The organism is Geodermatophilus sp. URMC 62, from assembly GCF_052931475.1.
The window spans coordinates 4,027,577-4,046,257 of sequence record NZ_JBRFHY010000001.1; the positions used below are offsets into that span (position 1 = coordinate 4,027,577).

The 18,681-nt window shown below is 71.7% G+C and carries 17 protein-coding genes; 9 read left to right on the plus strand and 8 right to left on the minus strand.

The window, feature by feature from the left end:
- Positions 1-129: 129 nt before the first annotated feature.
- A complete protein-coding gene (locus ACU616_RS19500) occupies positions 130-1,428 on the plus strand; it encodes an acyl-CoA dehydrogenase family protein (protein WP_446760068.1) in 1,299 nt (432 codons plus the stop codon).
- Between the two features lie 34 nt (positions 1,429-1,462).
- Entirely contained in the window at positions 1,463-2,500 is a 1,038-nt protein-coding gene (locus ACU616_RS19505) for an NAD(P)-dependent alcohol dehydrogenase (protein WP_446760069.1), read from the plus strand.
- Between the two features lie 162 nt (positions 2,501-2,662).
- On the opposite strand, the gene ACU616_RS19510 is transcribed toward ACU616_RS19505, so the two are convergent.
- On the minus strand, positions 2,663-2,809 hold the full coding sequence (locus tag ACU616_RS19510) for a Zn-dependent oxidoreductase (protein ID WP_446760070.1): 147 nt from the start codon (positions 2,807-2,809) through the stop codon (positions 2,663-2,665).
- A gap of 525 nt (positions 2,810-3,334) precedes the next feature.
- Between ACU616_RS19510 and ACU616_RS19515 the strand changes: the two genes are divergently transcribed.
- From ACU616_RS19515 to ACU616_RS19530, 4 genes are all read left to right on the plus strand, one after another.
- Positions 3,335-4,294 carry a VOC family protein gene (locus ACU616_RS19515; protein WP_446760071.1) on the plus strand — a complete coding sequence of 320 codons (960 nt, stop codon included), beginning with the start codon at positions 3,335-3,337 and terminating at the stop codon, positions 4,292-4,294.
- Between the two features lie 202 nt (positions 4,295-4,496).
- Positions 4,497-5,153 (plus strand): alpha/beta hydrolase, encoded by a 657-nt coding sequence (locus tag ACU616_RS19520; protein WP_446760072.1) that lies wholly within the window; start codon positions 4,497-4,499, stop codon positions 5,151-5,153.
- 25 nt (positions 5,154-5,178) lie between these two features.
- On the plus strand, positions 5,179-6,468 hold the full coding sequence (locus ACU616_RS19525; protein WP_446760073.1) for an Nramp family divalent metal transporter: 1,290 nt from the start codon (positions 5,179-5,181) through the stop codon (positions 6,466-6,468).
- 155 nt (positions 6,469-6,623) lie between these two features.
- Positions 6,624-7,448 (plus strand): hemerythrin domain-containing protein, encoded by an 825-nt coding sequence (locus ACU616_RS19530; protein ID WP_446760074.1) that lies wholly within the window; start codon positions 6,624-6,626, stop codon positions 7,446-7,448.
- A gap of 144 nt (positions 7,449-7,592) precedes the next feature.
- On the opposite strand, the gene ACU616_RS19535 is transcribed toward ACU616_RS19530, so the two are convergent.
- The 3 genes from ACU616_RS19535 to ACU616_RS19545 all read right to left on the minus strand — a co-directional run bounded on the left by ACU616_RS19535 (position 7,593) and on the right by ACU616_RS19545 (position 10,540).
- Entirely contained in the window at positions 7,593-8,189 is a 597-nt protein-coding gene (locus ACU616_RS19535) for a nuclear transport factor 2 family protein (protein WP_446760075.1), read from the minus strand.
- Between the two features lie 252 nt (positions 8,190-8,441).
- On the minus strand, positions 8,442-9,602 hold the full coding sequence (locus tag ACU616_RS19540; protein WP_446760076.1) for a serine hydrolase domain-containing protein: 1,161 nt from the start codon (positions 9,600-9,602) through the stop codon (positions 8,442-8,444).
- Positions 9,603-9,781: 179 nt separating this feature from the next.
- Complete coding sequence (locus ACU616_RS19545; RefSeq protein WP_446760077.1) at positions 9,782-10,540, minus strand: SDR family NAD(P)-dependent oxidoreductase; 759 nt, start codon at positions 10,538-10,540, stop codon at positions 9,782-9,784.
- Between the two features lie 281 nt (positions 10,541-10,821).
- On the opposite strand from ACU616_RS19545, the gene ACU616_RS19550 reads away from it, so the two are divergent.
- Positions 10,822-11,823, plus strand: coding sequence for an AraC family transcriptional regulator (locus tag ACU616_RS19550; RefSeq protein WP_446760078.1), 1,002 nt, complete (start codon positions 10,822-10,824; stop codon positions 11,821-11,823).
- A gap of 308 nt (positions 11,824-12,131) precedes the next feature.
- Here ACU616_RS19550 and ACU616_RS19555 read toward each other — a convergent pair whose 3' ends face one another.
- From ACU616_RS19555 to ACU616_RS19570, 4 genes are all read right to left on the minus strand, one after another.
- Entirely contained in the window at positions 12,132-12,734 is a 603-nt protein-coding gene (locus ACU616_RS19555) for a DUF2306 domain-containing protein (RefSeq protein WP_446760079.1), read from the minus strand.
- 333 nt (positions 12,735-13,067) lie between these two features.
- Positions 13,068-13,979: an alpha/beta hydrolase gene (locus ACU616_RS19560; protein WP_446760080.1), complete on the minus strand. Its 912-nt coding sequence runs from the start codon at positions 13,977-13,979 to the stop codon at positions 13,068-13,070.
- The gene (locus tag ACU616_RS19565) at positions 13,979-15,487 is read right to left on the minus strand and encodes a carotenoid oxygenase family protein (protein ID WP_446760081.1); all 1,509 of its coding nucleotides are present in this window, start codon (positions 15,485-15,487) and stop codon (positions 13,979-13,981) included. The genes ACU616_RS19560 and ACU616_RS19565 overlap by 1 nt, the downstream gene beginning before the upstream one ends.
- A gap of 179 nt (positions 15,488-15,666) precedes the next feature.
- Positions 15,667-16,938 (minus strand): PucR family transcriptional regulator, encoded by a 1,272-nt coding sequence (locus ACU616_RS19570; RefSeq protein WP_446760082.1) that lies wholly within the window; start codon positions 16,936-16,938, stop codon positions 15,667-15,669.
- Between the two features lie 110 nt (positions 16,939-17,048).
- Between ACU616_RS19570 and ACU616_RS19575 the strand changes: the two genes are divergently transcribed.
- Together ACU616_RS19575 and ACU616_RS19580 are read left to right on the plus strand one after the other, a co-directional pair.
- A complete protein-coding gene (locus ACU616_RS19575; RefSeq protein ID WP_446760083.1) occupies positions 17,049-17,804 on the plus strand; it encodes a MarR family winged helix-turn-helix transcriptional regulator in 756 nt (251 codons plus the stop codon).
- Positions 17,805-18,402: 598 nt separating this feature from the next.
- Positions 18,403-18,648: a hypothetical protein gene (locus ACU616_RS19580; RefSeq protein WP_446760084.1), complete on the plus strand. Its 246-nt coding sequence runs from the start codon at positions 18,403-18,405 to the stop codon at positions 18,646-18,648.
- Positions 18,649-18,681: the final 33 nt, after the last annotated feature.

Below are 18,681 nucleotides of genomic sequence, written 5' to 3' on the forward strand. Positions count from 1 at the left end.
CTGCGGCCATGGTCCTGGGCCGCCGCCTGAGATCAGCGTCACATCGACCGGAGGCAGGGGATGGACGACGTCCGCGGCCCGGCCACAGGCGGGCGCCTCCCGCAGTTCGCAGACGACAGGGAAGCACCGATGACCATGGCACCGACCGCCCCGGCGGCCACGCTCGACTTCACCGGTCTCACCGACGAGGAGGCAGTGGAGCGGGCCCGGGGGCTGCGCGAACTGCTCCGCTCCCAGCAGCAGGAGGCGGAGACCCTCGGGCACTACACCGAGGAGGTGCACCAGGCGCTGCTGGCCTCCGGGCTCCACCACGTGCTGACCCCGAAGCGGTACGGCGGAGCCGAGCTGAGCGTCAAGACCTTCGTGCGCGTCGCCATCGAGATCGCGACCGGTGACCCGGGCTCCGGCTGGAGCTGCTGCCTGGGGGAGGCGCACTGCCTCACGGCCGCGGCCCAGCTGTCCGAGCAGGCCCAGGACGAGGTCTTCCGCAACGACGCCGGCTACTCCCGGAGCCCGCTCAGCTACAACACCCAGGCCACTGCCACTCCCGTCGACGGGGGGTTCCTCGTCAAGGGGAAGGTTCCCTACAGCTCCGGAGTCGCCTTCTCCACCCATGCTCAGATGCGCGTCGAGGTGGAGGGTGAGGCGCACACGGACGGCGTCCCGGTGTCCGTCATCGCCACGCTCCCGCGCGCGGACCACACCGTCGCCGACGATTGGGGTGCGGACTACGTGCTGGGCATGCGGGCCAGCGGGTCGCAGTCGGTGCTGATCGACGAGGTGTTCGTCCCGGCCGAGATGGTCGTCCCGATGGAGTGGATCGGCGACGCAGACCCGGCGAGGAGCGGGGCGGCCGTGCACGACAACTCCATGTACCTGGGCATCGGACAGTCGATGCTGAAGTTGGAACCGGCCGCCGTGGCGGTCGGCAACGCGCGGGCCGCGCTGGACGAGGTCGAGCGCCTGGCGCAGGGACGACGCTCTCTCATGCCGCCCTACCTGCCACGCGCGGAGGACCCGTTCTACCAACGGGAGTTCGGCGAGGCGCGGTTCAAGACCGATGCCGCCGAGGCTGTCGTGCTGCAGATCTCCGAGTACCTGGCGGAGTGGTCCGAGGCCGCGTTGCGGCACGGGAAGCCGTTCACCAACGCGATGGACGCCACCCTCTACGGCATGGCGATCCAGGCGGGCCGGCTCTCCTCCGACGCCGTCGAGCAGCTGTTCCGGGCGGCCGGCACGTCCGCGGCCCGGCCGGGGCAGCGCATGGAGCGCTACCTCCGCGACACCATGACCTACCAGACCCACGGCGCGAACCAGTACGGCCAGTGGGCCCAGATGATCGGTGCGACGAGGTTCGGGATCGCCGGCGGCGTCGATCTGAACGGTTCGCTCCCCTCCGAGCGGAGCCGCTCGGCGACCAAGGCGTGATGCGGACAGGACAGGACAGGACGGAGCCGGTGCCATGAGGGCGCTGCAGTACACGACCTTCGGTGAGCAGCCGGAGCTGGTCGACGTCGACCCCCCGGTCCCCGGCCCTGGCCAGGTGCTCGTCCAGGTGCAGGCGGCCGGCCTCTGTCACACCGACATCGGCGTCCTGTCCTTCCCCCGGGAGATGCTCGACGCCTGGCGGATCACGCTGCCCACGACACTCGGGCACGAGACCGCAGGCACGGTCGTCAGCACGGGCGAGGGAGTCGCCGCGCTCGAGATCGGGACGAACGTCGCCGTCTACGGCGCCTGGGGCTGCGGGAACTGCGTGCAGTGCGCGCGGGGTGAGGAGAACCTGTGCGAGCGCCGCGACGAGCTCGGCCTCACCTACGCCGGTCTGGGCTCGGACGGCGGGATGGCGGAGTACATGGTGGTCGACGACGCGCGCCACCTGGTGCCGATCGGGGACCTCGACCCGGCCGTGGCGGCGATCCTGCCGGACGCCGGGATCACCTCCTACCGGGCCATCAGGCGGTCGCTGTCGAAGCTGGTGGCCGGGTCGACCGTGCTGGTGATCGGTGTCGGCGGCCTCGGGCACGTCGCGATCCAGCTCCTCAAGGCGCTGTCGGCGGCGACGGTGGTGGCCATCGACACGTCGGAGGCGAAGCTGCAGTTGGCGCGGGAGTGCGGTGCCGACGTCGTGCTGGACGCCGGCGCGGACGTCCCGGCGCGGGTGGAGGAGCTGACGGGCCTCGGCGCGCACGTCGTCCTGGACTTCGTGGGGAGTGAGTCCACGACGAAGGTGGCGGAGCAGTGTGTCCGCCAAGGTGGCGACATCTCGATCGTCGGCGTGGGCGGGGGCGCAGCCAGCGCCTCCATGGCGGGACCGCCCGAGATCACCGTCCGGACGATCTACTGGGGATCACGGTCGGATCTGATCGCGGTCGTCGAGCTGGCTCGCCAGGGGGTCATCACGCCGCGACTCCAGCGGTATCCCCTCGAGGATGCGCGGTCGGCCTTCGACGACCTCACCGCCGGCCGCATCCAGGGTCGCGCGGTGCTGATCCCGTGAGCGGGGGGCCCCGGGTCGGCACGGACGGCGGCCGTGGTCGCGCTGGGCCGCGTCGTGGCCGCGGAGACCCTCACCGGCGAGCCGTTGACGTACCACGGTCGACTGTTCGGCACCCACGCCGCGCTGGACCCCTCGTGAGGAACGCGTAGCCCCCGGGTGGGGTCAGTTGACCGACAGCCGCTGCTGGGTGTCGGCGTGGTTGATCCCCGCCGCGGAGACGGCGTCGAGCTCCTGCCCGGGGCCGGCTTCCGGCCCGGGGATGTGGACGACGTCCAGGACCTCCGGGCGCCCGAAGCGGGTGATCTGCACGGCTCGCTCGCGGCTGAGGCCAGGGCTGTCCCGCTCGGCCATTGCAGGTAGCTGCCGACGGCGTCGACGCTCATCCGCCGGGAGGTCGGCCGCCGCCCAGCGCCTGGATGACGAGCGGCCCGGGACGGCTCCGCGACGAGCTCGACGAGGCGGGCGCCCGATCCGCTGCCACCGGATCAGGCGCACCGGGCAATGACGCAGATCACTGTGATGCACCGGCGCCTTCTGCAGTCTGGGGGCGGCGGCCCCTCCGCAGGCATCGGAGGTCGTCGCTGCGCAGGAGCTGCGCAGCGCCGCGGGGTGCGCGCTCACCCGGCGTCCCCGGCAGTCGAACGGGTAAGGAGGCGCCGACCTGCTCACGACCGAAAGTGCGGCCTGTTCCGCCGAGGCCCGCGTGGACGGTGACCAGTCGACACCGCCGTCCGTGGTCCGGACCGAGTCGCCCGCGCTCGTCGATCAGTTCCCGCGTCACACAGTCGAGCCGGGGCGATCCGCATCCCGGACTCCCGAGGAAGGAACGGCACCATGACGTACATCCAGGGGTCCCACCACGTGACCTTGTCCGTGGGCCACGCGCAGGAGGACGTGGACTTCCACACCAAGGTCCTGGGCATGCGGTTCATCAAGAAGACGGTGCTCTACGACGGCGCCACGCCGATCTACCACCTGTACTACTCCAACGCGAACGGTGACCCCTCCAGCGTGGTCACGACGTTCCCCTGGGCCCAGGCCGGCGTGTACGGCAAGCGCGGGACCAACCAGGCCCGCGAGGTGCTCCTGTCGGTGCCGGAGCACTCGCTGGACTACTGGCACAAGCGGCTGACCGAGCACCAGATCGAGGTGACCAACGCCGAGGTGTTCGGCAAGCGCCGGCTCGCGTTCCTGCACCCGTCCGGCATCGAGTACGCATTCGTGGGCAACGCCGACGACCCGCGCATCGCCTACGGCGGCGGTGAGGTGCCGCAGGAGAACGGCATCCACGGCATCCACGGCATGACCGTCCACGCCCACACCCCTGAGCGGACCGTCGAGTTCGCCGAGCGGGTCTTCTTCTCGCAGGGCCAGATCGTGGAGGACGGCGACCGGGCGACGTTCCAGATCGGGAACGACAAGTTCGGCAACCACGTCGAGGTCATCGGCAACCGGAGCGAGGACCAGGGCACCTGGTCCTACGGTGCCGGCACCTACCACCACTTCGCCTGGAACCTGGACAACCTGGAGAACCAGCAGCTGGTCAAGAACGACATCGAAGGCGCCGGGTACACCGACATCTCCGAGCTCAAGGACCGGACCTACTTCAAGTCGGTCTATTGCCGCATGCCCGGTGGGGCACTCTTCGAGCTCGCCGTCACCCACAACGAGGGCGGCTGGGACTGCGACGAGTCGCCCGAGGAGCTCGGCAAGCACTTCATGCTGCCTCCCCAGTTCGAGGCCAAGCGCGCCGAGATCATGGCCCAGCTCGAGCCCATCGAGATCGAGGACTGACCGCCGGCCGGGTGGGAGCCGGCGACGACTCCCACCCGGCAGCCGCTCGGGGGCCGTGTGCCACCTGACCCGAGCCACCTGCTGGTGCCCAACCGCCCGCGCGTCCTCCGGGCGGTGTCCTGCGCACACGATCGGAATCCCGAGTGACTCCCACCCATCACCACCGCCCGCTCCAGACCGTCCGGACGCGGATCGAGCGGGCATGACCGGGCCCGACAACCCGCACCTCGCGACCCCCCTCCGCTGGGACGGGCCGTCGCCCGACCGCGCGGCTCTTGCGGCGGTGCTCGTCCACGGCCGAGGCCAGGACCCGGACTTCATGGCCGACGTCGCGGAGCGGGTCGGGATGCCCGACGTGTGCCGCGTCTACCCGGCTGCAGCGGACAGCAGCTGGTACCCGGGCCGGTTCATGGACCCCGTCAGCGAGAACGAGCCGTGGCTCGGCAATGCACTCCGGGCCCTCGACCGCACGCTGGAGGCAGTGGAGGCGGCCGGGATCCCGCTCGGTCGGACGGTGCTGATCGGGTTCTCCCAGGGGGCATGCCTCCTTGCCGAGTTCCTCGTCCGGAGCCCTCGGCCCGTCGCCGCCGTTGCGCTGTTGACCGGTGGGTACATCGGTCCCGACGACCTGTTACGGACGGTGCACGGCAGGATGCCCGGCGTCCCTGTGCTGCTGAGCAGCAGCCGGTCGGACGAGTGGGTGCCGCCGCAGCGCGTACGCCAGACCGCGTCGCTCTTCGAAGCCATGGGTGCGGCCGTCACCCTGCGCATCCACGAGGCCCCCGAGCACGGCGTCGACGACGCCGAGGTCGCCGCAGTGCGCGATCTCCTCGGTGCAGCGAAGCCCCAGCAGCCGTAGCACGTCCCCCGATCGCGAGGTCGCCGTGTACCTGTCCAATACCGAGGCCGCCGTGCTGTCCACGACGATCGTCGGCAGCCGGCCCGCCGCGACACCCGCCACCAAGCGCCGGCTGTGGCCGCTGCTGGGGCCGGCGTTCGTCGCCGCGGTGGCCTACGTCGACCCCGGCAACTTCGCGACCAACTTCTCCGGCGGCGCCTCCTTCGGCTACACGCTGCTGTGGGTGATCGTGGCGGCGAACCTGATGGCGATGCTGATCCAGTCGCTGACCGCCAAGCTGGGCCTGGCCACCGGCCGTGACCTGGCCACCTGCTGCCGCGAGCGGCTGCCCCGACCGGTGGTCTGGGGGCTGTGGGCGCAGGCCGAGGCGGTCGCGGTCGCCACCGACCTGGCCGAGATCGTGGGCGGGGCGGTTGCGCTGTACCTGCTGTTCGGGGTTCCGCTGCCGGCCGGCGGGGTGATCACCGCCGTGGTGGCGTTCGTGCTGCTGGCCGCCCAGTCCCGCGGGCACCGGCCGTTCGAGCGGGTCATCACCGGGCTGCTGCTGGTCATCGGCGGCGGCTTCGCCTACGCCCTGGTCGGGTCCGGGGTCGACGCCGGCGGGGTCGCCGCCGGGCTGGTGCCCGGCTTCGCCGGCACCGACAGCCTGCTGCTGGCCACCGGCATCCTCGGCGCCACCGTCATGCCGCACGTCATCTACGTGCACTCCGCGCTCACGCCGGGCCGGTACGGCGACGCGGTCACCGCCGGGAAGACCCAGCAGGGACGCAGCCGGCTGCTGCGCGCGCAGCGGCTGGACGTGCTGCTGGCCATGGGCCTGGCCGGCCTGGTCAACGCCGCGATGCTGGTCATCGCCGCGCAGCTGTTCACCGGCGACCCGGCCATCTCCTCCCTGGAGAGGGTGCACGCCGGCCTCGGCGAGCAGCTCGGCAGCGGGGCGGCCCTGGCCTTCGCCCTCGCCCTGCTCGCCTCGGGCTTCGCCGCCTCCTCGGTGGGCACGCACGCCGGTCAGGTGGTGATGGCCGGGTTCCTGCGCCGGCACATCCCGGTGCTGGCCCGCCGGCTGATCACCCTGGCCCCCGCCCTGCTGGTGCTCGGCCTGGGCGGGGACCCGACCACGGCGCTGGTCTGGTCGCAGGTCGTGCTCTGCTTCGGCATCCCGTTCGCGCTGGTACCGCTGCTCTGGCTCACCTCCCGCCGGGACCTGATGGGCGGCTGGGTCAACCGCCGGATCACCACGCTCACCGGCTCGGTGGTCGCCGCACTGATCATCGGGCTCAACGGCTACCTGCTGGTCAGCACCGTCCTCGGCTGACGGGCCGTCCATCTGGCCGTGTGTGAGTAGAGCGCCGGGCGTAGTAGCCCAGGCGCTTTGACAGGCTCGACGTCGGCGGTGTGCGGGACCGAGCACGTCGACACGTGTCTGCCACTCAGGCCCACCGGGCAGTCGGTACGGGTGAGCGGTGCGGCGTGTCCGACTTCGAGATCACCGCCCTGGTCCTGGCCGAGCACGAGGTCTTCCGGCGGGAGTTCTCAGCGCTCGAGGACCTGTCCGGTCGAGAGCTCGCCGCCGCGTGGGAGGCCCTGCACGCCGAGCTGGAGGTGCACGCCGTCGCCGAGGAGCAGCTGTTCTACCCGCTGCTCGCCCAGGAGGCCGACGGCGAGCAGGAGACGGCGGAGGGCGTGCACGACCACAACGAGATCCGGCACGCTGCGGCCGCCGTCGAGGAGCACGAGGTCGGCAGCGAGGACTGGTGGGAGGCGGTGCACACCGTGCGGCAGGTCAACGCCGACCACATGAGCGAGGAGGAGACGGACTTCTTCCCTCCGTTCACGGAGGCCGTCGACGACGAGCAGCGCGAGGCCCTCGGGATGCGCTGGCTGGCCTTCCACGACGAGCACGAGCGGGCCGACGGGCTCTCCGGTGGGGACGCGGAGGTGGCCGAGGTGGTCGTGACCGAGGTCCCGGCGGGCGAGCCGTCTCTCCAGGGACGCCTCCCCGTGGGGGACGTGGGTCAGCCTCCCGGGTCAGTTGGACGACACGTGGTGGTGGGTGTCTGCGAAGTTGACTCCTGCCGAGCTCACCTCGTACAGCTGCTCGCCGTCCCCGGGAACGGGTTCGGGCAGGTCGACGACGGTCAGGACCTCGGGACCACCGAACTCGGTGATCTGCACAGCACGCATGGGGGCAGGCTATGGGCCTCCGCGGGGAGCTCCTGCACGTGCCCGGGCACGTGCAGGAGCTCCCCGCTCACCTCGCCGGCGACGAGAGCAGCTGTGTGCCCGACGGCGTGACCCACCTGTGGCTTGCCCACCATCTTCGGTGAGTGGGTTCCTCTGCGATCGGCCACCGGCTCGTCCGAGTACCGCCCGTACGACGCGGTGGCAGGCGCGGTCGCCCCAGGGCGCTGGCCGGCGCCCGGAGGGGAGTCGGCTGACTCAGAACATGGTGTTCGTGTTGACGGGATCAGTGTCCGGGATCGCCGTCCAGGCGACCCAGTGCTCGACGATCCCGGTCTCGTCCACCCTGAGCATGTCGAACTGCGCAGAGCCCCGGTCGTTCGGGTTCGTCGGGTCGAGCACGAGATGGGAGTGGCAGACCACGAGGTCGTCCTCGGCGATCAGGCGCTTGATGTCGACGTGGGCATGGGGAAAGGGGTCGAGGAAGTCGTCGTGCAGGCTCCGGATGAACGCCTCACGCCCGTCGGCGACCCCGTGAGCGTGCGAGATGTAGCGATCACCGATGAGCTCGGCGGCCTTCTCGGGATTGCGGTCGTTCACCATCGTGGTGACGAACTGGCGGACGAGTTCCTTGTTGCGTTCCTGCACGGTCATGTCAGCCATGTGGCAGCACTCGCTCCCTGGTTCGCCCGGAGGTGACGTCTCGAGGACGTGGCGATGATGGCGGTCACCTGGGGACCGATCCTGCCCGACCCGTGTTCGAGGGGCGTCCCGGGTCTGACCGTCGGTAGGCGTCGGGTCGTGGAGGACGACGACGTCCATGACCTCGGGGCCGCCGAAGCGGGTGATCTGCACAGCACGCATGCCGGTGGGGCTGAGGCGACGAGCGTCCAGGTGCCGCAGCACTCGATCCGACGACCCACGACGACGGACCGGTCACGGCGCGCACCGCGCTCGCCGGCGACGGCGGCACGGCCGGTCCGCCGCACGTGTGCTCGTGCAGAGGCTGTCGTATGGCCCCGGCAGTCAGCGGCTCCGCTGCCGCCAGGGTCGGCCGGCGCGCACGCCGTCGCGCGGGCCGGCCCTGGCAGCGGTGTTCCCGGCTGGTCAGTCGGCGACCGCACCGAGCACGATGTCGCCCAGGCGCTGGGTCCGTGGCAGATGGTCGGAGTCCTCCAGCGAGCCGACCGTGATGAGCACGAAGCAGACGTCTCGCGCCGGGTCGACCCAGAAGCACGACGTGCCGGCGCCCCACCCGCCGAACGTGCCCGTGCTGCCGAGGTTGGGCAGCGGGCCGGGAGTGAGCGCGTCGCCCCGGACGAAGAACCCGAGGCCGTGGTACGCCGGCCACGGCAACCAGTTGCGCATCTGCAGCGCGTAGTCCAGCAGGGAGTTCGGCATCTCGCCCGTGTGGTTGCGGGTGGCCAACTCGATCATGGCGGGGGAGAGCAGGCGGTGGCCGCCCCGTACCCCACCGGCCCGGAGCAGGTCGGCGAACCGGTAGAAGTCCTCGGCGGTCGTCGTGTAGCCCGCGCCGGGCATCTGGGAGCCGGGCGCCGTGATCAGGTGGGCCGAGCCCTCGATGCCCTCGACGGTGAACATGCCCGCGGGATGCCGGTAGCGGGCCACCACGGGCGCGAGGTAGCGGTCACTCGGCGGAGGCCCGAGCGTCGTGCTGGTCATGCCGAGCGGCTGGAGGACCTCCTCGGCCACAATCACGTCGAACGAGCGCTTCGCGGGGTCCACCGCCACCAGCATCGAGGCCATCACCGCGTGCGCGGCGAGCTTGGAGTAGAGCACCCGCTGGCCGGCCGGCGCCTCGGGCGCCGACGCGCACACGTAGGCCGTGAAGCGCTCGAGGGAGATGATGTCCTCGACCGGGAGCATGGGGACGTCGGCGAGCACGCCGCCGGTGTGCGTCAGCAGGTGGAAGAGCGTGACGTTGCCCTTCCCGCGGGATCCGAAGTCGGGCAGGACGTCGGCGACCGGGGTGGTGAGGGACAGCAGTCCGCGCTCGACGAAGGCCAGGACCGTCGCCACGGTCAGCTGCTTGCTGATCGAGAACGGGACCAGCACGTCGTCGGTCTGCAGCGGCCGCTGCTGCGACCGGTCGGCGAAGCCGACGGCCTCGTTGACGACCAGGTGGCCGGCCCGGCCGACCGCGATCTGTGCACCGTCGTAGAACCCGGTCTCGACGTCGCGCTGGATCGTCTCGACGAGCCGGCGGAGCCGCTGCTCGTCCAAGCCGACCGCTGTCGGATCCGTCATCTCCATGGGTGTTCCTCTCCGTCGTGGGTGGGTGGTCCGCCCCCGCTCCCTGCCGGGGTGACGGGTCCCGGGACGATGCGCATCCTTCTCGAGCCGGGCTCGACGTGCGGGTACCGCTCGTGGCCCCTTCGTCACCCCGCTGTGATCCGGGAGACGGTGAGAGGTCTGCTGCGTGACGGTCAGACCAATCCGCCGTTGGGGGACAGCGTCTGGCCGGTGAAGAAGGAGGCCTCGTCGCTGGCCAGGAACAGGACGGTGTTCGCCATCTCGTCGGCCGAGGCCATCCGCTTGAGCGGAGCCAGGTCGACGATCAGCTGTCGCGCCTGCTCGCCGTTGAGCGCGAGCATCGGGGTGTCGGTCGCTCCGGGGGCGACTGCGTTGACGCGGATGTTGTCCGGAGCCAGCCGAGCAGCGGCGGCGCGCGTCATGCCCAGCACCCCTGCCTTCGACGCCGGGTACGGCAGGACCAGCGCCTGGATGCTGAGGGCGCCCACGCTGGAGAGGGTCACGATCGACCCACCCTCGGCGCCGTTGCGCCGCATGGCCGGGACCGCCGCCCGCAGGGCGTAGAAGGTGCCGTGCAGGTTGACCTCCACCACCTCGGCGAAGTCCTCGTCGGTGATGTCGGTGATGTCGCCGCCGAACTCGGTGGTCCGCTGGCTGCTGGGCTGGGCGATGCCCGCTGCGGTCACCAGGACGTCCAGCCGGCCGAACTCCTCGACGGCCCGCGCGACCGCCGCGTCGGAGTCGGCACTGCGGGTGACGTCACCGGCGAGGGGGACGACCGCGTCCGAGCCGCCGAACTCCTCCGCGAGGCGGTCGACGTTGCGGTCGAGGGCCACCACTCGCGCGCCCTCGGCGACGAACCGGCGTACCGAGGCCAGTCCGATGCCGGACCCACCTCCGGTGACGACGGCGACCTTTCCCTCGAGCCGCATCTGTCGGTCTCCTCTCCTCGGTCCTGGCTCTCCAGGCGTCGCGCCCAGAGGACGACTGCCGGCGCCCGAACACGTGGAACCGAGGATCGACGTGCGACCGGCGCCGCGCACCGAGGCGTCCGGATCTGGCGAGGAGGTCGTCCGCCCACGTCAAGAGCTGCACCCGGTCGCGCCGGTCGGAGACGAACCGAGCCGCGGGTGCTCCGTGTCACCATGAGGTCCTCCGCGTGCGCCACGACCGGCGCACTGTCCGTGCCGGCCATGACATGGGAGGACCGACGATGCGGTCAGTTCCCGCACACCTCGGGACGACGGCCGGTGCCGCGCGGGGCTCCTTCTCGACGGCGAGCGTCGCAGCAGAGCTCAGGCTCCCCCTGTGGGAGGAGTACAGCCGCCGCTGGTTCACCAAGCTGGACTTCCGGACCTTCGCCGACGCGGGCCTGGAGGCCAGGGTGCACAGCACCGCCCTCGGCGAGCGCCTGCAGATCACCGAGATGTCCAGCAACGACCACATCATCGAGCGGACACCCGAGCTCATCCGGAGCACGCCCACGGGGACCAAGTTCCTGTGCATACTCCTCGCCGGCGAGGCCTTCGTGTACCACTCCGGCGGCGCAGACCTCGTGTCGCGGGGTGACGCGGTGCTGTACGACTCGGACAGCCCGTACGTCTACGGCATCCCGCGAGGGATCCACCAGCTGATCGTCCGGGTCGACAGTGACGTGTACGCCGACCGGCACGGGCGGGACGTCGTCCGACACCCCGTGATCATCCGCGGGGCGGACAGTCCCGGCCTCGAGGCGCACATCCGAGCGGTGCTGAGCCATTCCCGGGAGCCACTGAGTGAGGATCCTGCGCGCGCCTCCTCCCTGGAGGCGCAGGCGCTGGACCTGTTCAGCCTCATCGTGAGCGGCGCGGGTGGTTCCTCGGCGGCCTACTGGCTGTCTGCGCGGGAGCACATCCGGAGGAACGTGACCGACCCCAAGCTGTCGGTCCGCCAGGTGTCCCGGGCGGTCGGCATCAGTGAGCGGCACCTCGCGCGGGTCTTCGCCGACCACTCGGCCACGGTCGGCCAGGTCATCTCCGAGGAGCGGATACGGCGAGCCAGGGAGCTCCTCCTCGATCCGGCGCGGGCGCGCTTGACGATCGCGCACATCGCGGCCATGGCCGGGTTCACCTCGCCGTCCCACTTCTCCCGTGCCTTTCGCACGGCGTACGGCTGCAGCGCACGGGAGCTGCGGCGTGCCGTCGGGACGGTCGGCGGCCCGGGCGCTCAGCCGTGACGGCTCTCTGAGAGCGACGCGGGAACCGTCGGCGACCTCGCACCGCCGTGCAGCGCGGGGCTCGCCCGCACGATGCTCGTCAGGTCAGGTGCACGACAGCCGGTGGTGGGTGTCGGCGTGGTCGATGCCGGCGGCCGACACCTCGTAGGGCTGCTCGCCGTCCCCGGGGACCGGGTCGGCGCGCCGAAGATGAGGGCGGCACCCGCTCGCCGCCGAGGAAGAGGGTGTCGTAGTCGATGGTCATGGAACTCCCCCTCGAGTTGCTGGGTGCCAGGGTGCTCGGCGGCCTCGGACGGGGGCGGGCCGGTTCAGCTGAGGGCGGGAGCAGATGCCCGGGGTCCGACGGACGCGGTTGCGGTGCGGCGGCGCAGCCACCATTCGGCGAAGAGGAGGTTGGGCAGCCATGCGCTGAAGCCCGTGACCGTCAGAGCCAGCGCGGGGGACAGGCCCAGCACGATGAGGAGCGGCAGCTGCCAGCGCAGCATCACGGCTGCATAGGTGAGCGCATAGTTGCGGACCATCCACCGCCTGTGCTGCCGGACGTCCCTGTGGCGGATCGACCGGTAACCGAGCCAGCCGGTGGTCAGCCACGCGGCGGCGAGCAAGGCGAACCCGAGGTCGCCGACCGGGTAGGACAGCGCCTCCTTGGCGACCCAGAGTGCTCCGACACCGCCCGTCGCGACGCCGAACAGGTAGAGGCGGCCCAGGTAGCGGTGGAGCAGCGGCCGCCGGCGACGCACGCTGTCGAGGAACTGGAACGGACCGATGGCCATCGCCACGAGGCTGCCCAGCACGTGGATGATGCCCCAGGGCGTTCCCACGATGGAGGCCTTCACGTGGGGGTCGCCAGGCGGCGTGCCCACCAGGAAGAAGACGGCATAAGCGGCGATCAGGAGCGCGGGCACCGTCATGGACCACCAGCCGATCCGACGTCGGCGTCCTACCGGGACGGCACTGGTGGCACTCACGGTCACGTTGCCCACGTTCTTCCCGCCTTCTGAAGGCCGAGCGCCTCCTGGGTCGGGAGCTGGGCGAGCGGCAGCTCGCGACGCATGCGGCGCTCACGCTCGCCGAGTGGCTCTCCGGGGGCGGGTCCACGACGGTGGCACCGGTCCCCGCCCCTCCGGCCTGATCGGGGACGGCGACGGCACGGCGGTCCTGGCCGTCATCGATCCGGTCGCCCGAGCGGACACGTCGTCCGATCGCCGCCGATGAGCGGATCGGCGGCGATCGGACGAGGAGGATCAGGCGGGAGCGGATCGGCGGCTGGTCGTCGCCCCGTGGACGAACCGGGCGAACACCGCTCCGAAGGCGTCCTCGTCCAGGCCGAGGGCGAGGATCTCGGACAGGTGCGTGTGGTCGGGGACCGTCACGAAGAGCGGCAGGACACCCCGCTCCTGACGCACCGCGTCGAGGAGGACGGCGGCCTGGTGGTGGAAGTCCGGGAGGTCGAGCTCGGCCACCCCGAACAGCATCGGCAGGTCCGACCTCGCCAGCGCGGCCAGCGCCGACCGGCCGGCGAACGCGGCCGGGTCGCTGCCGTAGTACGCCTCGAGCATCACGTTGTGCTCGGCCGTCGGCGGGTCGTAGATCCCCGACAGCAGAACCGCTCCGGCCAGGGTCTCGGCGCCGCTGCCGCCGTGGCCGGCAAGGAAGGACGCCACGTGGGCTGCGCCGGCGGACTGGCCGGCGAGCACGATCCGGTCCGGGTCGCCGCCGAGGTCGGCGACGTGCTCGCGGGTCCAGGCCAGCGCGGCCGCGATGTCCTCGGCCGCAGCCGGCCACTGGTGCGCCGGCGCGAGGCGGTAGGTCATGGTGACCGCGACCATTCCGTGGCGCACCGCCCAGCCACCGAGGTGGTCGTAGTACGGCAGCACCGGGTCGGTCTTGTCCCCGCCGACGAACCCGCCACCGTGCACGAAGAGCAGGACCGGGCGCCCCGGCGGTCCGTCGTCGGTGGTGTGGACGTCGAGCCGGTGCCGGGCGTCGCGTCCGTAGGTGAGGTCGCGGTCCACCCGGGGCGCGCGGAACGCCCGGGCCTCGTGCAGCGGGGCGAGGAGCTGCCGGACGGCGTCGATCGACTCCGGCGTGAACGTCCGGCCGATCCGGCGGAGCTCTGCCAGGACCTCGTCGGGCAGCTCGCTGGTGGAGGTCATCAGCCGTTGGCCTGCTGCAGGTCGGCGTCGGGGATCCAGTTGCCGTGGAAGCCGGTGTTCGGCCGGTGCGGGATGTGCACCCGGGCGATCGGGCCGCTCTGCATGTCCTGGGCGTGCAGGATGAGCACCTCGCTGGACTGGCTGGGCATGTCGATGACGTGGGTCATCAGGTAGCCGTCGTCCTCGGCGGTGCTGCCCTCGCGGGGGATGAACACCGACTCGATGCCGATCCGGCCAGGGCCGTGCTCGAAGGCCTCGGAGCTGCGGGCCACCAGGTCCTGCTTGATGATCGCCGACGTGCCGCGTCGGCCGGTGAAGTAGCCGTAGCGGTGCTGCTTGCCGATCAGCCGCTCGTCGAGCCGGGGCATCTCCTGAGCGCGGTCGTCCAGAGGCTCGACGGCGGTCCTGCCGGTCGCCGGGTCGAGGGTGTAACGGTGCAGCTGGCCCTTGGTGTCGGTCGGGCCGGCGAAGTCGTCGACGAACAGCTTCGGGTAGCTGACCGCGTCGACCACGATGCGCCCGTCGGGCAGGTCGTAGCCGTTGAGGATGTGGAAGACGGCGGTGTTGTCGCTCTCGCACCACCGGACGTCCTTGCTCTCCCCGTCGCGGGGCACGACAGCCCAGCGCGTCGGGTACTCCAGGTCCCAGACCCACGGGAACTCGTAGCCCTTGCCGTGCTGCACGTCGCTGAAGTTCAGCGGTCCGTCGAGGAAGACCGCGTATCTGCCGGTGATCGCCACATCGTGGATGGTGGGCCGGCCGTGCACCGGCACGTCGATCTTCTTCTTGATCTTGCCGTCGGTGCCCAGCACCTGGTAACTCGCGTGGTCCCACTGCCAGTAGTAGGCGACGCCGTGCAGTTCGTCCGTGTCCGGGTCACGGTGCGGGTGGCCGGTCCACGACCCCTCCAGCGTGCCGTCGAAGTTCGACCTGGCGACGCTCTCCAACTCGTAGCTGAGCTCGATCGGGAGGACGCCGGCCTCGGCGAAGGCGTAGGTCCGGCCCGCGACGGCGAACACGGAGGTGTTGCTGACGTTGCCGTCGATGTAACGCGGGCCCTTCTTGTCCCGGTAGGGCTCGCGGCGGGCCAGCTGGTCCGGGCCGGGCAGACGCGGGACGCCGAGGCTGGGGCTGATGACGTCGTCGCGGACGAACCGGTTGCGGTACCACTCGGCGCGGCCCTCGCGCAGCCGGACGCCGAAGGTCATGCCGGTGCCGGTGAACCAGTTGTAGGTGACCGGGTCCTCGGGGTCGATCGGGTTGGGGTTCGAGCCGACGCGCAGGAAGCGGCCGTTGAGCTCCGGCGGGATGGTTCCGGTGACCTGCAGGTCCGTGAGCGTCACCTCCTGCGACACCGGGGCGAACGGGCCCTCGAGGTAGGGGTTGCGGGGGGCGTCGTCCGTGCTGTCCACGGACGTGCCCATGTGGCTGATCCTGGTCTTCACCAGCGCCGCCATCGGTTCGGCCGGCAGGGCCGTGGCGGTCTGGGCTCCTGCGGTGTCGGTCATGGGAACTCCTCGCGCGACTCTGCGTCGACCCGTCCGCTGGACGTCGGGTCACCCGTACCTGCACCACTATCCGTCGGACGCGTTCCGTCGTCGTCGGCCCGCACACCCAAGGTCTGGTCTCGGGTTTGTGCTCGGCGCACAAAGTCCCCCGGGTCAGCCCGGCACTCGGTCGTGTGCGGTCACGGGCCCGTCGCGGCGTGCAGGGCGAGGGCTGCGTGGGTCTCCAGGGGCCGATCGTCCAGCGCGCGGCCCAGCAGGCCGGCGACCTTCTTGAGGCGGTAGACGACGGTGTTGCGGTGCAGGTGCAGCGCCGCCGCCGTGTCGAGCAGGTTCGCCCCGCAGTCGAGGTAGCGCAGGGCGGTGGTGCGCAGGTCGGCGGTCTTCGGGTCCGTGGCAGCCAGGGCGCCGAGTTCCTCGTGCACGAACCAGTGCGCCCGCTCCGGGTCGGTGGCGAGCAGGGCGATCAGGCCGACGTCGCGGTAGGCGGTCACTGCCCGGTTCCCGGAGCCGACCGCCACCTGATGGGCGTCCCGTGCAGCGAGGTGGCTGCGCCGGAAGCCGGCCGGACCGTGCGCCGGCACGCCGATGGCCACGTGGACGTCCGGGCCGCGGGCCGCCCCGGCCAGCACCTGGACGTGATCGGCCCCGAACGGTGCCGGCCGGCTGAGCCAGCACCACAGGACGCCTGCGTCGGACAGGAGGGTCAGCGGGGGTCGGCACAGCAGGGCCTCGGCGGCCGCGGTGGCCGCCCGTGCCAGGCCGGTGTGCGGTTCCAGCCCCGGCTCGACGTGACCGGGCGACCAGAGCAGCAGTGCCAGGTGGTGCTGGTCGAGCTCGAACCCGAGCACGCCTCGGGCCACCTCGGCCGACACCCGGTCGCCGGCCACCAGGGCCGCGATGGTGCGCTGACGGCTGGACACCTCCTGCGCCATCAGCCGCTGCCGCTCGTTCAGGTAGGCGGTGATCATCGCCTCGACGCTGTCGTCGAAGTGGGCGGTCACCTCCGGGACCAGAGCACGGATCAAGGCGGTGCGCTCACCGGCGGGCCGGTGGTGGTCCAGGCGTGCGAGCAGTGAGTCGGTGACCTCGCGCTGCACGGTGCGCAGGCCCCGGACGAACAGGCTGTACGGCTGAGCCGTCTGGGCCATCTGCGCGATCAGGGAGGTCTGGTCCGGGCTCAGCCGGAACGCCGTGCGGTTCCCACCGAGGTACCCGAGCAGGAAGACCAGGTGCCGGCTGATCGCCCGGGGGAGTCGCGTCGCGAAGACCTCGACCTCGGCCGGCGGCATCGACGCCAGGATGACGTCGGCACTGCGGCGGGCCACCTCGGCGGCCCATTGCCGTGCCCCGTCCGGCGCGGAGTCGCCCGGGTCCTGGAGGACGAGCGACGGGTCGACGTCACCCGTGGGACCCAGACCGCTGAGGAACCGGGTCAGAACGGCAGCCTGCATCCGCGGCAATGTACCCAGCGTACAAAGCGGCGTCCACGACGGGGCGTGCTCCGCGAGGCCGAGTGCACCGGCGGGTGTCGTCCGGGCCGGCACGGTGGTGAGCTGGGCGCATGGTGGCATCCGAGCTCCCCACCGACCAGGTCCCGGGCCTCCCCGCCGACGACCGTGGCCGGCAGGACGCGCTGCAACGGGTGGCCACGCACACCGCGCTGCTGCGCGCTTGCGTGGCCGCGGTGGAGAGCCGCCGGGCCACCGCGGTCCGGGAGGCGGTCCAGCTGGGGGCCACCTGGGCGGACGTCGGTTCGGCCCTCGGGGTGACCGCCCAGGCCGCGCACAAGAGGTTCGGGCGCGGGCCGTCGGGCGATCCCTCCGGCGAGCGCCCCGATGACGGGCGGCAGTCGTCGCGGCAGCTCGCGTCGATCGGCCTGGACCGGCTGGTCATGGTCCGGCTCGGCCGCATCGGTGAGCTCACCCAACGGTCCACGGCCGCGGCCGTGCAACTGCCGCACGGCCTGCGGCGGACGGACCTGCGCGTCATCAGGGCACTGGACGATGCCGAGTCCACCGTGGCCGAGCTGAGCCACCGGTGCGCAGTCGACAAGGCAGGCATCAGCCGTTCGGTCCAGACGCTGGTGGAGCGCGGGCTCATCCAGCGGGCGGCCGTCGATGGCGGGCCGACGACGCGGTACCGGCTGACGGCCGGCGGCTCGGCCCTGGTCGACGAGCTCGCTCCGCTGGCCGCGGCGCGGCAGTTCGCCGTGCTCGGTGACCTGCCCGAGGAGGCGGTCAACCTCGTGCTGGACGCCCTGATCGGCAACCTGGAAGGCCTGGGGCGGGCCGAGGACGCCCACCGCAGCCGAACGTGACGTGGATCACAAAGCGGCGGTACGCGTTGCCCAGGGCACCGCTCCGGGGCGGATCGAGCGACGTCCGATCCGTCGGTTCTCCCCCTCTGCATCAACCCGGGTTGATGGCGGCCTCCGGACGGCGGCCGGCGGTGTTCTCGGGGCCTTGACGTCCTGCGCTCCGCGGTCTGACATGTGACCCGCACCGCAGTCCGGCAGCAGGCCGCTGACACCCACCCGGGCATGGGCGCCGGTCCGCGCAGATTTCCGAGCCCCACCGCCCACCGATCTCCGCCGGGTGTCGCCGGCGAGTACGACCACGGCCGCTGCGAGCGGTCCCGAGAGGAGTTCCGATGAGCGACGACCGAGGTCCGGGCACCACCCCAGGCGAGCCGGCCGACCCGCGGCCGGTCGGCGGGTCGGTCCTCACCCCGGACGCCGAGGGACGGCGTGCCTACGCCGAGTACATCGACGCCTTCAACGCCGGCGAGCTGGACCGCTTCACCGAGTTCTACGCCGATGACGTCGAGATGGTCCTGCCGTCCGCGACCTTGCACGGCAGGGGGAGATCCGCGCCTTCTACACCACTCTGTGGAGTTCAGCCCGGGAGATCCTCACGGTGCACGACGTCATCGTCGACGAGGGCGGGCTCGCCATCGACGCGACGAGCCGGTTCGCCGCCCTGCGGGACGCGCCGGACCTGGTGGTCGGGCCGCTCGCCGAGGGGGAGTACTACGAGGCCCGCTACTTCATCCACTACCGGCTGCGGAACGGGAAGGTCGCCCGGATCGAGGCCGCCCGCACGGCGCCGATGACCGGTCCGCACCAGCTCTCGGACGAGGAGCGCGCGGCGCTCGCCCGCTGACCGGCCCGGTACCGCCGGCCGACCTCCGTCCCG